13 protein-coding genes are annotated in these 13376 nt (G+C 70.7%); 4 read left to right on the top strand and 9 right to left on the bottom strand.

The window, feature by feature from the left end; translation table 11 throughout:
* Positions 1-83: 83 nt before the first annotated feature.
* A complete protein-coding gene (locus tag QRX60_RS35835; protein WP_285995872.1) occupies positions 84-1244 on the top strand; it encodes an epoxide hydrolase family protein in 1161 nt (386 codons plus the stop codon).
* A gap of 35 nt (positions 1245-1279) precedes the next feature.
* On the opposite strand, the gene QRX60_RS35830 is transcribed toward QRX60_RS35835, so the two are convergent.
* Both QRX60_RS35830 and QRX60_RS35825 read right to left on the bottom strand, forming a co-directional pair.
* Entirely contained in the window at positions 1280-1789 is a 510-nt protein-coding gene (locus QRX60_RS35830) for an LmrA/YxaF family transcription factor (RefSeq protein WP_456298872.1), read from the bottom strand.
* Positions 1722-2375, bottom strand: a complete 654-nt coding sequence (locus QRX60_RS35825) for a GNAT family N-acetyltransferase (RefSeq protein WP_285995871.1) — start codon at positions 2373-2375, stop codon at positions 1722-1724. The genes QRX60_RS35830 and QRX60_RS35825 overlap by 68 nt, the downstream gene beginning before the upstream one ends.
* Before the next feature lie 254 nt (positions 2376-2629).
* Here QRX60_RS35825 and rox point away from each other — a divergent pair, with 254 nt between their 5' ends.
* The 3 genes from rox to QRX60_RS35810 all read left to right on the top strand — a co-directional run bounded on the left by rox (position 2630) and on the right by QRX60_RS35810 (position 6933).
* Positions 2630-4057, top strand: a complete 1428-nt coding sequence (gene rox / locus QRX60_RS35820) for a rifampin monooxygenase (RefSeq protein ID WP_285995870.1) — start codon at positions 2630-2632, stop codon at positions 4055-4057.
* Positions 4058-4087: 30 nt separating this feature from the next.
* On the top strand, positions 4088-6262 hold the full coding sequence (gene helR, locus QRX60_RS35815; RefSeq protein WP_285995869.1) for an RNA polymerase recycling motor ATPase HelR: 2175 nt from the start codon (positions 4088-4090) through the stop codon (positions 6260-6262).
* A 71-nt stretch (positions 6263-6333) separates the two neighbouring features.
* A complete protein-coding gene (locus QRX60_RS35810; protein ID WP_285995868.1) occupies positions 6334-6933 on the top strand; it encodes a hypothetical protein in 600 nt (199 codons plus the stop codon).
* 75 nt (positions 6934-7008) lie between these two features.
* On the opposite strand, the gene QRX60_RS35805 is transcribed toward QRX60_RS35810, so the two are convergent.
* The 7 genes from QRX60_RS35805 to QRX60_RS35775 form a co-directional block, all read right to left on the bottom strand.
* Positions 7009-7239 carry a hypothetical protein gene (locus QRX60_RS35805; RefSeq protein ID WP_285995867.1) on the bottom strand — a complete coding sequence of 77 codons (231 nt, stop codon included), beginning with the start codon at positions 7237-7239 and terminating at the stop codon, positions 7009-7011.
* 76 nt (positions 7240-7315) lie between these two features.
* Complete coding sequence (gene groL / locus QRX60_RS35800; RefSeq protein WP_285995866.1) at positions 7316-9007, bottom strand: chaperonin GroEL; 1692 nt, start codon at positions 9005-9007, stop codon at positions 7316-7318.
* Between the two features lie 10 nt (positions 9008-9017).
* Complete coding sequence (locus tag QRX60_RS35795; protein WP_285995865.1) at positions 9018-10043, bottom strand: NAD(P)-dependent alcohol dehydrogenase; 1026 nt, start codon at positions 10041-10043, stop codon at positions 9018-9020.
* Positions 10040-10756: an iron-sulfur cluster assembly protein gene (locus tag QRX60_RS35790; RefSeq protein ID WP_285995864.1), complete on the bottom strand. Its 717-nt coding sequence runs from the start codon at positions 10754-10756 to the stop codon at positions 10040-10042. The genes QRX60_RS35795 and QRX60_RS35790 overlap by 4 nt, the downstream gene beginning before the upstream one ends.
* Positions 10753-11790 (bottom strand): amidohydrolase family protein, encoded by a 1038-nt coding sequence (locus tag QRX60_RS35785; protein ID WP_285995863.1) that lies wholly within the window; start codon positions 11788-11790, stop codon positions 10753-10755. The genes QRX60_RS35790 and QRX60_RS35785 overlap by 4 nt, the downstream gene beginning before the upstream one ends.
* A 43-nt stretch (positions 11791-11833) precedes the next feature.
* A complete protein-coding gene (gene mimD, locus QRX60_RS35780) occupies positions 11834-12208 on the bottom strand; it encodes a propane 2-monooxygenase effector subunit MimD (protein ID WP_285995862.1) in 375 nt (124 codons plus the stop codon).
* Positions 12205-13374 (bottom strand): ferritin family protein, encoded by a 1170-nt coding sequence (locus QRX60_RS35775; RefSeq protein WP_285995861.1) that lies wholly within the window; start codon positions 13372-13374, stop codon positions 12205-12207. Before QRX60_RS35775 ends, mimD begins: the two co-directional genes overlap by 4 nt.
* Positions 13375-13376: the final 2 nt, after the last annotated feature.

Genomic DNA, 13376 nt, shown 5'->3' with positions numbered 1-13376 from the left:
CAACGGCCATTCGCCCGCGGCCGCCCGGATGTGGCGGGAATTCAGGACCGGAACCGTCCTCCACCCGCGAGACGGTCGACGGCATGGATCCCTTCCGCATCGACATCCCGCAGGCCGGCCTCGACGAGCTGCACCACCGGCTCGCCCGCACCCGCTGGCCGGGCGAACTGCCCGGCGCCGGCTGGGACTACGGCGTCAGCGAGCCCTACCTGGCCGAGCTCGTGGAGTACTGGCAGACGGGCTACGACTGGCGCGCCCAGGAGGCCCGGCTCAACGCGTTCCCGCAGTTCACGACCACGATCGACGGCCAGCTCGTGCACTTCCTGCACGTCCGCTCCCCCGAGCCGGACGCGACGCCGCTGATCCTGACCCACGGCTGGCCGAGCACGGTCGCCGACTTCCTCGAGGTCCTCGGGCCGCTCACCGACCCGCGCGCCCACGGCGGCGACCCGGCGGACGCGTTCCACGTCGTCGCGCCGTCGGTGCCCGGCTTCGCCTTCTCCGGGCCGACGCGCGAACGCGGCTGGACCACGCGCCGGACGGCCCGGGCGTGGGCCGAGCTGATGCGGCGGCTCGGCTACGAGCGCTACGGCGCCCAGGGCGGCGACTTCGGCAGCATCGTCTCGCCCGAACTGGGCCGGACCGCGCCGGAGGCGGTGCTCGGGGTGCACGTCAACGCCGTCGCCAACGCCGGGGTCCCGACCGCGCCCGGCGACCTCGAGCGACTGTCCGAAGAGGACCGAGAGCGGGCGAAGGAGAACGAAGCGTGGTGGTACGGCCATTCCAGCTACGCCACGCAGATGGCGACGCGGCCGCAGACCCTCGCCTACGCGCTCAACGACTCCCCCGCCGGACAGCTCGCGTGGAATCTGGAGTGGTTCGTGGACTGGGACCCGACCGCGACGGACCAGACACCGGTGGACCGCGACGCGATCCTGACGAACGTGACGATCTTCTGGCTCACCGGCACCGCGGGCTCGGCCGCGCGCCTCTACCGGGAGGCGGCCCAGGACGGCTGGGGCGAGCGCCCGGCGCCCTCCGGCGTGCCGACGGCGGTGGCGAACTTCCACGGCGACCACGCGATCCGCGGCCTGGCCGCGCTGTCCAACACGATCACGCGCTGGACGGAGTACGACACCGGCGGGCACTTCGCGTCGCTGCAGGCGCCGGACGTGCTGGTGCGGGACATCCGGGAGTTCTTCCGCGGCCTCCAGTCCACAGTGGTCACCACGAACATGACGTGAATGACTCATTCCTGTCGTCGGACGACAGGAATGAGTCATTCACGTCGTTTCACGGCACCGTCGAGCAACGGCCGCAGTTCCGCGACCACCGTGTCCAACGGCGCGACGTCCCGGTGTGCCCGCGCCAGGACGATCGCGCCCTCCAGCGCGCTGAGCATCAGCACCGCCAAGGACGCGCTACGGGCTTCGGAAACGCCCAGCTCCGCCAGCGTCGCCGCGACCGGGCGCTGCCAGCCGTCGAACGCCTTGCCGACCGCTTCCCGCAGGTCGTCGCTGGTCGCCGCGGTGTCGGCGACCGTCGCAACCAGCGGGCAGCCGCCGTCGAAACCCTGCGCCGTGAACTCGTTGCGCCACTGCGCGGCCATGGCCTCGAAGAGCTTGCCGGGGGTCGGGTCCTCGATCTTGGCCGCGACCCGCGCCACGCGCCGGGCGGCGTAGTCCCCCGCCCACGCGACGGCTTCGGCGATCAGCTGGTCCTTACCGCCGGGGAAGTAGTGCTGCAGGGATCCGCGCGGGGCTTCGGCGTGCGCGACCACGTCCCGCATGCCGGTCGCCCCGACACCGTGGATCCGCACCAGCTGCGCGGCGCTGAGCACCATCCGCTCGCGCGGTGTCCTGGTCATCGGCCGCCTCCTTCATGACGTCCGTCATGGTAGCCCAGTCCGGCACGACCAGGACGAAATCCCGTTCGCCGCGTTCGTAGCCGGGCACCGGCCGGAAACCCTGGCGCAGCACCAGCGCTTCGGCCCCTTTGTTGCCCGCCCGCACGGTGCCGCGCACCGTCCAGCCCGGGAACCTCCCCGAAGCCCAGAGCCACCGGGCGAGTGCGCTCCCGATCCCCTGCCGCTGCCAGGGATCGGCGACGAGGATCCCGATCTCGGCTTCGCCCGCGGTCACCGCGACGAAGTTGAGCAGCCCCACCGGAACCCCGCCGCGGGTGGCCAGCAGCGCGAGCGCCCCGGCGAGCAGGAACCGGCCGTAGCGCCGGAAGACCTCGCCCGGCTCGGCCGGGCCGCCCATCATGAAGCGCCGCCGGAGGCTCTCCGGCGAGCAGGCAGCGACCAGCGCAGCCACGCACTCCCGGTCCGCCCGGCGGTCGCCCAGCTCCCGGATCTCTATGACGCCTGTCATAACCTCATGAGAGCACAAGGCGACGCGAACCACACTATGACGCCTGTCATAGATCGCCGGCGCGGATCGAGCCGAAACCTGGTACGAAGGGCTGGATCTGGGAAGACGTCCCGGAGACCGGAGGGAGAAAAACCACTCCCCTCCATGTTTAACGTATAGCGCACCCCTGGGCTTGCGGCAAGACCCCCGTCGTGCCGCACAATTCTCGACCGAAGCCACAACCTGCGCAAACGCGGGGATTCAAGGGGGTCTTTTTGACTGACGTGATCATCGCCGGCGGTGGGCCGACCGGCGTGATGCTGGCCGCCGAACTCCGGCTGCACGGCGTCGACGTGCTCGTGCTGGAACGGGACGCGGAGCCGACGAAGGTCGTCCGCTCGCTCGGCCTGCACGCGCGCAGCATCGAAGTGATGGACCAGCGGGGGCTGCTGGAGCGGTTCCTGGAACTGGGCACGAAATACCCGGTCGGGGGTTTCTTCGCCGGGATTCCGAAGCCGTCGCCGGACCGGCTGGACACCGCGCACGGCTACACGCTCGGCATCCACCAGCCCGTCATCGACCGGCTCCTGACCGAGCACGCGCTCGAAGCCGGCGCCGAAATCCGGCGCGGCTGCGAGGTCACCGGGCTCGAGCAGGACGACGAAGGCGTGACGGTCGAGCTGGCCGGCGGCGAACGGCTGCGGGCGCGCTTCCTCGTCGGTTGCGACGGCGGCCGCAGCACCGTGCGCAAGCTGCTCGGCGTCGGGTTCCCCGGCGAGCCCAGCCGGATCGAGACGCTGCTGGCCGAAGTCGAGGTGGGCGTCTCACGGGAGGAGATCGACACCGCGAACATCGAGGTCCGCAAGACCCAGAAGCGGTTCGGGTTCATGCCCGTGGAAGGCGGGACCTACCGCGTCGGCGTCCCCGCCGAAGGGGTCGCCGAAGACCGCCGGACCGCGCCGACCCTGGACGAGCTCAAGGAGCAGCTGCGGAAGACCGCCGGGACCGACTTCGGCGTGCATTCGCCGCGCTGGCTCTCCCGGTTCGGGGACGCCACCCGGCAGGCCGAGCGCTACCGGGTCGGCCGCGTGCTGCTGGCCGGCGACGCGGCGCACGTCCACCCCCCGACCGGCGGGCAGGGGCTCAACCTCGGCGTCCAGGACGCGTTCAACCTGGGCTGGAAGCTCGCGGCCGAGGTCAACGGCTGGGCTCCGGAGGGGCTGCTGGACAGCTACGAGGCCGAACGGCACCCGGTGGCCGAGGACGTGCTGAACAACACCCGTGCGCAGATGGAGCTGATGCAGCTCGAGCCGGGCCCGCAGGCGGCACGCCGGCTGCTCGCGGAGCTGATGGACTTCGACGAGGTCAACCGGTACCTCACCGAGAAGATCATCGCGATCGGGATCCGCTACGACTTCGGCGAGGGCCACCCCCTGCTGGGCCGGCGCCTGCGGGACGTCGGGCTCAAGCAGGGGCACCTCTACGGGCTGCTGCACGCGGGCCGCGGGCTGCTGCTCGATCAGACCGGCTCGCTTTCGGCGGCGGGCTGGGAGGACCGGGTCGACCACGTCGTCGACGTCAGCGAGGAGCTGGACGTGCCCGCGGTGCTGCTGCGCCCGGACGGGCACGTCGTCTGGGCCGGGGCAGACGGCGCGGACCTGCCCGGCGTGCTGCGGAAGTGGTTCGGCGCACCCAACGCCTGAACACGGTCATCCGAGAACGAAGAGGGAAATTTGTCTCAGGGGTACGAAGAAGAACTGCGGTCCGAACGCGACCACGTCGCCGGGCTGTACGCCCGACTCGACGCCGAGCGCGCGCGGGTGAAGGGCGAGTACGAGGCGGCGCTCGGCGGCAAGGGCATCGGCGCCATGGAACGGGACGTCGGCGTGCGCTCGCTCGGCCGGCAGGTGAAGCGGCTCGACGTCGTCGACAACGGGCTGTGCTTCGGCCGGCTGGACGCCGTCTCGGGCGAGCAGTCCTACATCGGGCGCATCGGGCTGTTCGAGGAGGACGACGACTACCGGCCGGTGCTGCTCGACTGGCGCGCGCCGGCCGCCCGCCCGTTCTACACGGCCACCGGCGCGAACCCGGAGGACATGCGCCGGCGCCGCCAGTTCCACACGCGCGGGCGGCGGGTGCTCGGGTTCACCGACGAGGACCTGGGTCGCCCGGGCGGGGACGCGCAGGGGGACGCGGCGCTGCTCGCCGCCGTCAACGCACCGCGCGGCGAGGAGATGCGCGACATCGTCGCGACGATCCAGGCCGAGCAGGACGAGATCATCCGGCTCGACCACCCGGGCATGCTGGTGATCGAGGGTGGCCCGGGCACCGGGAAGACGGTCGTGGCGCTGCACCGCGTCGCCTACCTGCTCTACACGCAGCGGGAGCGGATGGAACGCCACGGCGCGCTGGTGGTCGGGCCGAACCCGGCGTTCCTGAACCACATCGGCCGCGTCCTGCCCTCGCTGGGCGAGACCGACGTCGTGTTCACGACCACCGGCGACCTCGTGCCCGGCCTGCACGTCACCGCCGAGGACACCCCGGAAGCCGCGCGGCTCAAGGGGTCGCTGAAGATCCTCGACGTGCTCAAGGCGGCGGTCGCCGACCGGCAGCGGCTGCCGGCCGAGCCGGTGCCGATCGCGCTGAAGGACGTCACGGTGCGGATCGACGCCGAGACCGCGGAGTGGGCCCGGCAGGAGGCGCGCGACAGCGGGCTGCCGCACAACGAAGCCCGCGCCGTGTTCACCGACATCGTCACGTACGTGCTCACCGAACGGGCGATCGGCCGGATCGGCAAGGGCTGGCTGAGCCGGGACGACCGCGACGAGTGGGAGAGCATGCGGAAGGGCCTGCTCGAGGACCTCGCCGGCGACGAGAAGTTCACCGCCGCGCTCGACGAGCTCTGGCCGATCCTGACGCCGCAAGCCCTGCTGGCGTCGCTGTACACGTCTCCCGATCGGCTGCGGGCGGCCGGCGCGGATCCGTCCCTGCTGCGCGCCGACGGCGAAGCGTGGACGGTGTCGGACGTGCCGCTGCTCGACGAGCTGGTCGACCTGCTGGGCCGGGACAAGACGGCCGAGAAGGCGGCCGAGGCGGCAGCCGCGCGGGCGCGGAAGGCCGAGGCCGACTACGCCGAAGGCGTCTTCCAGGCGATGAAGCTGGACCGGGAGGAGATGGACGAGGACGTCATGCTGTCGGCCGAGAACCTCCTCTACGCCGAGGACCTGGCCGACCGCTTCGTCGAGGCCGACACGCGCACCCTCGTCGAACGCGCGTCGGCGGACCGGGACTGGACCTACCGGCACGTCGTCGTCGACGAGGCCCAGGAACTGTCCGAAATGGACTGGCGGGTGCTGATGCGGCGGTGCCCGGGCCGGTCGTTCACAGTGGTGGGCGACCTTGCCCAGCGCCGGTCGGCGGCCGGCGCGCGGGCGTGGGACGCGATGCTCGCGCCCTACGTCGCCGACCGCTGGGTCTACCGGTCGCTGACGGTCAACTACCGCACCCCGGCGGAGATCATGGCCGTCGCGGCCGCGGTCCTGGCCGGGTTCGCGCCGGACGTCAAGCCGCCCGAGTCGGTGCGCGCGTGCGGCATCCCGCCGTGGTCCCGGCAGGTCACCGGGGACGACCGGACGACGGCGATCGAGGAGTTCGTCCGGGACGAAGCCGGGCGGGAAGGCACCAGCGTGGTGATCGGGCCGCCGGGCGTGCCGGGCGCGGTGCCGGCGTCGGAGACGAAGGGCCTGGAGTTCGACGCGGTCCTGGTGGTGGAGCCGGCGGCGATCCTCGCCGACAGCGCCGCCGACCTCTACGTCGCGCTCACCCGGGCGACGCAGCGGCTCGGCGTCCTGCACGAGGGCCCGTTGCCGGCCGAGCTGACCGGGCTCGCGGAGGTCGTCCGGACCTAGCCGCGGTTCGCCGGTGGGGAGCGCGGGTAAATTGCCGTCGCCCGCGCTCCCCCACCGCGAAAGGCGTCCCGATGCAGTTCTACGCCGAACGGCCGATCCGCCGCACCGCCCAGCTCGTCAGCGACCTGCTCGCCCTGCTGCTCGTGATCTTCGCGGTGTGGCTGGGGACGTCGGTGTACGACGAGGTGATGAAGCTGCGTGCCCCCGGCGACGGGCTCGTCGACGCCGGGACGGGGCTGCGCGGGACGTTCGACTCGGCGGCGGACTCGGCCGGCGGGCTCCCGCTGATCGGCGACGCGCTGGCGAAGGCGCTGCACGGCGGGTCGGACGTCGGCACCAAGCTCGTCGACTCCGGCCGGTGGCAGATCGAGGCGGTGGCGAACCTCGCGTGGTGGATGGCGGCGATCGTCATCGCGCTGCCGGTGCTGACGCTGGTCGCGACCTGGCTCCCGATGCGGTGGCACTACACCCGCCGCGCGACGGCCGCGGCGCGGCTGCGGGCGCTCGGAGACGAGGGCCTCGACCTGCTGGCGTTGCGGGCGCTGGTGACCCAGCCGCTGCGCCGGCTGGCTTCCGACGGCGAGGTCGCGACCGGGTGGCGGGAGCGCGACCGCGCCATCATCGAAAAACTGGCCGGCCGCGAACTGGCGAGCCACGGCCTGGTGACCTGACCGGCCCGTCGTGAGTGGTTAGGGCGGTTCTAACCGCCCTAACCACTCACGACGGGCCGCGGCAGACCTGCGTCCTCAAGCGCGCGGGGCCTGGCGCCGCCCCACCGAGCGGCCGATGAAGAACCCCAGCAGCAAGCCCACGACCAAACCGATCGCGATGAAGAAGATCACCGTCGCCGCGGCGATCTTGCCGACCGTGCCCAGGAATCCCTTCGCCTCGAACTCGCTCACCGTCGCCAGCGTCTGGACCATCGCGTAGTGCGTCATGATCACCAGGGTGGCACCGGCGGCGGGCGGGCGCAGCATGGGAAGGTCCCCTCACCGACGCTCAGGACGCCGGTGAGGGGACCTCCGTACTCCGTGGGCTCGAGCAGACGTTGGCTCAGCCGACGGAGGGGCCCATCCCGAGGGACTGCGGCGTGCTCGCGTCGGGCGAGGGCTGGTGCAACCCCTCGTCCAGGGGGCCGAACTCGGTCATCAGGGCCGCGCTGCCGCCCCACGGGGTCTGCTCCTCGGCGATCAGCGAGTTCGTCGTCAGCAGCAGCCCCGCCACCGACGCCCCGTTCTGCACCGCCGAACGGCACACCCGCAGCGGGTCGACGACGCCCATCGCCACCATGTCGCCGTAGCGGTCGTGCAGCGCGTCGAAGCCCTCGTCGTCGCCGAGTTCCCGGGTGCGCGCGACGATCTCGTGCGCCGGGTGGCCCGCGTTGTGCGCGATGAGGAACGCCGGTTCCGCCAGCGCGCGCCGCACGATCTCGACGCCGATCGCCTGGTCGCCTTCCAGTCCCAGGCCTTCGAGCGCCTTCTCGGCGTGCAGGAGTGCCGCTCCCCCGCCGGCCACGATGCCTTCGGCCATCGCCGCCCGGGTCGCCGACAACGCGTCCTCGACGCGGTGCTGCAGTTCCTTGAGCTCGGCCGGTGTGGCCGCGCCGACGCGCACGACCGCGACCTTGCCGGTCAGGGCACCGATCCGCTCGGTCAGCACGTCCTCGTCGACGCCGAACTGCGCGCGTTCCAGCTCCGCCCGCAGCTGCCCGACCCGGAACTCGACGGCGTCGGACGTGCCGGCGCCGCCGACGATCGTGGTGTTGTTCTCGGTGACCCGGACCTGCTTGGCCCGGCCGAGGTGCTCCAGCGTCATCGTCTCCATGCTGAACCCGGACGTCTTCGACAGCACCGCGCCGCCGACGACCGCGGCGAGGTCCTCCAGCTTGTGCAGCCGACGGTCGCCGAAGCCGGGCGCGCGGACGGCCACCGACTGGAACGTGCCGTTGACGTGGTTGTGCACCAGCATGGACAGCGCCGTGCCCTCGATCGACTCCGCGATCACCACGAGCGGCCGCGGGGCCCGCATCACCTTGTCCAGCAACGGCATCAGCTGCTGCACCTTGGTGATCTTCTCCGCGGACATCAGGATGTACGGGTCGTCGAGGACCGCCTCCAGCCGGCCCGGGTCGGTGACCAGGTAGGGCGAGAGGTAGCCGTTGTCGAACTCGAAGCCTTCGACGAAGTCGACGCTCATCCCGATCGCCGGCGACTCCTCGACCGTCACGACGCCGCCGTCGCCGACGGTGTGCAGGGCCTTCGCGATGACCGCGCCGACCGTGTCGTCGTCGTTGGCGGAGATCGCCGCGACCCGCGCGTAGTCCTGTTCGGACACCACCGGGTGCGCCTGCTTCTCCAGGTGCGCCACCAGGAGCCCGACGGCGTGGTCGATGCCGCGCTTGACGAGCACCGGGTTGCCACCGCCGGAGATCGCCCGCATGCCTTCGTGGACGATCGCCTGGGCGAGCACGGTGGCCGTGGTGGTGCCGTCGCCGACGACGTCGTTGGTCTTGATCGCCGCTTCCTTGACCAGCTGCGCGCCCATGTTCTCGAACTGGTTCTTCAGGTGGATCTCGCGGGCGATGGTGACGCCGTCGTTGGTGACCACCGGCGAACCGGTGATCTTCTCGATGATCACGTTGCGGCCCTTGGGGCCCAGCGTGGACTTGACCGCTTCGGCCAGCTTGTCGACGCCCGCCAGCAGCAGGTCGCGGGCGTCCGAGCCGAACCGCAGTTCCTTCGCCATGTGACTGCTCCTAGGGGGTGAGGATCGCCCGGCCGCGCACGCGCCCGGCGTCGAGGTCGGCCAGCGCGTCGAGCGCGGCGTCCAGCGGGTACTTCTTCGTGTGCAGGGTGACCTTCCCGGCCTGGGCGAGCACCATCAGCTCCACCAGGTCGTTGTAGGTGCCCACGAGGTTGCCGATGACGTTGCGCTCGGTCGAGATGATGTCGATCGTCGGGATGTCGATGTTGCTGCCGTAGCCGATGACGAAGTGCGAACCGGCCCGCCGGGTCATCGCGAACGCGTCCTGCTGGGCACCCTGCTCGGCGACGAAGTCGAGCACGACCTCGGCGCCGTTGCCGCCGGTCAGGTCGAGCACGGCGTCGACCTGCTTGCCGTCGCCCAGCACCGTCTCGTCGGCGCCGAGGGTGGCCGCCAGCTCCAGCGCGTCGGCGTTGCGGTCCACCACGATCACGCGGGTCGCGGTGAGCGCCTTGAGCGACTGGATGCCGATGTGCCCGAGCCCGCCGGCCCCGTTGACGACGCAGGTGGTGCCCGGGTACAGCAGCGGGACGGCCTTGCGCACCGCGTGGTAGGCGGTGATGCCCGCGTCCGCCAGCGCGGCGACGTCGGACGGCTGGGTCGACGGGTCGAGCTTGATGCACGCCCGCGCCGACGTCAGCAGGTACTCGGCCATCCCGCCGTCGGAATCGATGCCCGGGAAGCTCCCGTTCGGGCAGTGCATGTCGTCGCCCGCGCGGCAGGCGTGGCAGAGCCCGCACGTCGGCGTCGGGTGCAGGATGACCGTGTCGCCGACCGCCACGTTGGTGACCGCCGGGCCGACCTCGTGCACCCAGCCGGCGTTCTCGTGGCCGATCGTGTACGGCAGCGCGACACCGGACTTCTCGGCCCACTGCTCTTCGATGATGTGCAGGTCGGTGCGGCACACGCCGGCGCCGCCGATCTTGACCACGACGTCGAAGGGCCCGGTCGCGCGCGGCTCCGGTACCTCTTCGATCACCGGGTGCTGGTGGTACTTCTGCAGCCGCACGGCCTTCATCCCGTGCCCTCCTCATCCGAAGTCAGCGAGTACCGCGCGCGCAGCATGCCGCGGCACACGCCCGAGTTGGCCTCCATGCTGGTGCGCGTGAGCCGCGCGAACGCCAGGTGCCGCTTCGCGTCGGCCGGGGCCACCGCCGCCCCCGTCGCCGGGTCGAGCAGCAGCGGGTCGCCGTCCTCGGCGGGCAGGCCGAGCTCGCGGCGGCGGGCCCGCAGCCGCTCGAGGTCCGGCCCGGGCGGGACCTGCCCGAGCGTCAGTGACGCCGGGTCGAGCCCGGTGCCGGCCAGGGTCCGGCAGACGCGGTCGGTGCCGGCCAGCACCGCCTTGCGGACGAAATCACCGCGGAGCGTGTCGAGCTCGTCGACGGCCTCGCCCTCGAACGACGCGACGAACCCCTGCCGCGCCGCCACCCCGCGGTTGATGACGTCGGAGGCGAAGTGGTCGTCGAGCCGGATGTCGAGCCCGGTCAGGCCCGGCACCCCGGCGACGGCGTCGTAGGCGTCCGCGACCATCAGGAACGCGAAGTTGGGCGCGCAGAAGTACGTCGGCAGCCGCAGCCGGATGACGGCGTGGCCCGCCTCGCTCACCTCGCAGCGGGCCACGAAACCGAGTTCGGTGAGCGGTTCGTCCAGTTCGGGATCCCGGACGGTGCCCAGCGCCGACCACACCGCGGCGCGGCCGGCGTGGACGCCCGTGTCCTGAAGTGCGGTCATGAGTTCGGCACGCCGACGGGCTCGACCGACTCCGGTGCCGCGAGCTGCAGCTCCTTCGGCACGTCGATGTCGTAGAGCCGCGCGGCGTTCAGCCCGAGGATCTTCTTCTTCTGGTCGACGGTCAGCGGCGGGAAGTCCGACAGCTCCTCGTCGCCCGGCATGTTCCAGTCGACGAAGCCCTCGACCTGCCACTTCGGTTCCCAGATCGCGTAGTCCGCGCCGAAGATCAGCTTGTCCTCGCCGAGCCAGAACATCAGCTCGCCCATGACCTTCGCGAAGAACTTGGGCCGGGCGTGCATCAGCCCGCCGACGACCACGGCGAGCCCCGCGTAGACGTTCCGCTCCTGGGTGGCCATGAAGCAGAAGTCCTCGATGCGCGGCAGGCCGACGTGCTCGACGATGAAGTTGAGACCCTGGAAGTTGGTCGCGACGTAGTCCACGTCGGACACGTCGAAGGCGTCCTTGTCCAGCGGCCAGATCGTCGGGCCTTTGTGGACGTGGACGTTCTTGACGCCCAGTTCCTCGCACTTCTCGAGATAGCGGGCCGCTTCCGGGTCCTTGAGGCTCCAGCCGCGGGAGTCGCCGTACCACTCCGCGGTGTAGAGCTTGACGCCCTTGCAGCCGTAGCGCTTGACCCGCTCTTCGAACGCCCTCATCCCCGCGTCGCCTTCACGCGGGTCGAACGTGGTGTTCACGAGGAACTTGCCAGGGTGCTTCTCGGCCAGCGCACCGTCGGCCTCGGTCGTGTTGAACCCGTTCTTGTACCACTGCCGCAGGTTGGTCGGCTGGAAGATGGCCGTGTCGACGTGCCCGACCTCGAACAGGTCGTGCATCATCAGTTCCTCGGAGTACTTCTGGAACCGGTCGATCGGCCAGTGCGTCTCCTTCGGGCCGAGGCCCTGGTAGGCGTGGAAGCACTCGATCCAGCCCTTGGCGTATTCCTCCTGCCCCTTCACCCAGTTGTCGGGGCTCGCGTCCCAGAAGTGGGTGTGGGCGTCCACCACGAAATACTTTTCGCCGTCTTTTTCGTACATCGGTGATCCTTCCTGAGCGGATCGAGTGCTTCCCTGACTGGAGCTACTTGGTGATGACCTTGAGGTCGAAGTCGAGGTACTCGGCCGCGTCCTCGGGGTTGGCGAACATGATCGTGCGGTCGTCTTCGTGGATCATCCGCCCGTAGTGGGTGGACATGCTCTCCTCGAACTCCGCGGCGTTGAACCAGCCTTCTTCTTCGCCGGCGGCCTCGTCGACCTCGGCGTAGACCAGGTCCGTCCGGCCCTTCGCGTCGACGCGGATCATCGACGGCAGCGGGGTCACGGTCACGTTGTCCTTGGTGGCCATGACTTCCGCGATGATCGCGCCGACCTGGTTGTTCATCAGGGTGAAGCCGCACATGTTCGATGCCGTGTTGTTGACCTTGTACGGGCTTTCCGAGGTCTTGAAGACGGTCACTGGCCCAGCTCCTCCGGTGCTTTGAGACCCAATTCGGACAGGATTCCGGCGAACCGGCTCTTCGCCCGGTCGAGACCGTCCTCGAACCGGATCGGCTTCGCGTCGGGCTGCGACCACAGCGGCTGAAGGGCGCGGGCGGCGGCGATGCACTTCGGCACCCAGTCCTCGAGCCACTTCTGCAGCAGGGCCTGGTTGTGCCCGGCGAACTCCTTGTCGTTGATCAGCAGGTGGAACATCGCCTTCGTGTAGCGGAGGTCGCGTTCGGAGAAGTCGAACTCCTCGGCGCCGATCAGCGTCGGGGTGACGAAGTCGCCGTTGGCCGGCGCGGCCTGCTGCACGAGGTTGCTGCGGAACAGTTCGCCGACGAGGGGCTCGAACACGATGTTCGCGGCGAAGATCGCCTCGCACCAGTCCCAGATCCCGGTCAGCTGCTCGGCGGTCTCCCGCACGCCTTGCCAGGCCGGGTCCTCGGCCCAGGTCGTCAGGTGGGCGGCGCCGTCGAAGCCGTCGATCTCTTCGGTGAGCGTCAGGTTGTACAGCGCCAGGTCCTGCGCCGCGCGGATCCGGTGCATGCTGTTCACCGAGATCGCGTTGTTGTGCATGTTCGTCGGCGCGCGGCGGTTGGCGTTGGCGTACAGGTAGAGGCCGAGGCCGTGGTCGACGTGCATCCAGGCGCCGACGTGCTTGGCGACGAACTCGACCCAGTTGCGGTTCCACTGCTCGAACGCCTTGGCCTGGCGCGCGGCGTCGATGTTCTGGTTGAGCTGGCGGATGACGTTCGCGTTGTAGCGGTAGAGGGTGAGCTCCCACTCCTCGTTGGGGTCGCGGAACTCGTGCCAGCCGAGCGCCGGCCAGTCGTAGCCCTTGCCCCCGGACCCCGGGCCGCGCTCGGGCAGCGGCCGGTCGGAGCCCCAGGCCTTCATCGCGGTCCACTCGAGCGGGTAGCCGCCCTTGCCGTCGGCGAAGGCGTAGAGCCAGCCCTGCGCCAGGTAGTGGCGCGGGTCGGGCTGGACCTCGACGGTGACGTCTTCGTAGTGGCTCTGCTTGCGCTTGGCGGCGGTGAAGTAGTTGAAGTGCCGCGCACTCGAGTCCGGGAAGACCTTGGCGCCCGCCTCGGCGTCGGTGAACGTCGGCTTCGGCACGCTGCGTTCGGAAGTGGCTGTCATGG

Source organism: Amycolatopsis mongoliensis (assembly GCF_030285665.1).
GTDB lineage: Bacteria > Actinomycetota > Actinomycetes > Mycobacteriales > Pseudonocardiaceae > Amycolatopsis > Amycolatopsis mongoliensis.
The sequence above is the reverse complement of the archived record's forward strand: the minus strand, read 5'-3'. Positions and strand labels throughout refer to the sequence as shown.